This window comes from Mucilaginibacter sp. P4_G9 (assembly GCF_056400985.1).
This window is the reverse complement of sequence record NZ_JBFUKF010000841.1, coordinates 1-937: the sequence shown is the minus strand read 5'-3', so window position 1 is coordinate 937 and position 937 is coordinate 1. Positions and strand designations below refer to the sequence as shown.

At 36.6% G+C, this 937-nt stretch carries 1 protein-coding gene; it reads left to right on the top strand.

Annotated features, from left to right (window positions below; translation table 11 throughout):
• Nucleotides 1–441 (top strand): fibronectin type III-like domain-contianing protein (locus AC1DPZ_RS28045; protein WP_477409720.1); only part of this gene is annotated, 441 nt, incomplete at its 5' end.
• Nucleotides 442–937 lie beyond the last annotated feature (496 nt).

Sequence of the window (937 nt, the reverse complement as noted above, 5' to 3'; positions counted from 1 at the left end):
GTACATTATAATGAAGGCATATTTGTAGGCTACCGGTATTTTGATACCTATAAAATTGAACCCCAGTTTGCTTTTGGGCATGGTTTATCATATACCACATTTGACTATAGTAAGCTTACTGTGCAAAAAGGTACAGGTAAAAAAGCAGTAGTTAAATTTATGATAAGAAATACCGGTAAGCTTGCAGGTGCTGAAGTAGCACAGTTATACGTAAAACAAGCCAAACCATCTGTTGATCGCCCTGGTAAAGAACTAAAAGCGTTTAAAAAGGTGTTTTTGCAACCTGGAGAAAGCAAAGAGATTAGCGTTACTCTTAATCAGGATTCGTTTTCTTACTATGATGAAAAAAAGAATATATGGGTTGCTGATACTGGTCAATATAATATTCTGATAGGCAGTTCATCCAGAGATATTCGCGTAAGTAAAAATGTAAAGTTGTAGAGGCTTTACCAGTGTTATGCTGACGGTCAATTTGAACACACTTAAGATCTTTTATACCTGAGAAAGTTGGTAAACAGAGATCAAGCGAGATTGCCGCTGATTTAGTTGATGCGTTCCGGCTTAGCCATCCGGCATTAAAAAAGGCGTGGATCACCTGGTTAACTACGGGCGCTTATGCTCCTTCGAAATAAATAGTTCGCTAAAAATTGATTTAGTGGGTTCTTCAACTTAAACCCCAATTATTTCGAAACGATTTAATTCTGATTCCAAAAGCTGGTGGTCAATCTTTTGATGTTTTACAAAAAAAATCTCTCTACTTAACTGTAGAGAGGTTTTTCGATTATTGCAGTAAAGTTGGGTACTACGTAACTTTTCCTGTGCTCCTTAGCGGGAATACTTCAACATTTAATGAGCTTTTAACAGCTTTATGCACGAACTGGTTGATGTTACAGGATTTGATAAAGTCGGCATTAAACTTTCGCCAACTGTTTATTAT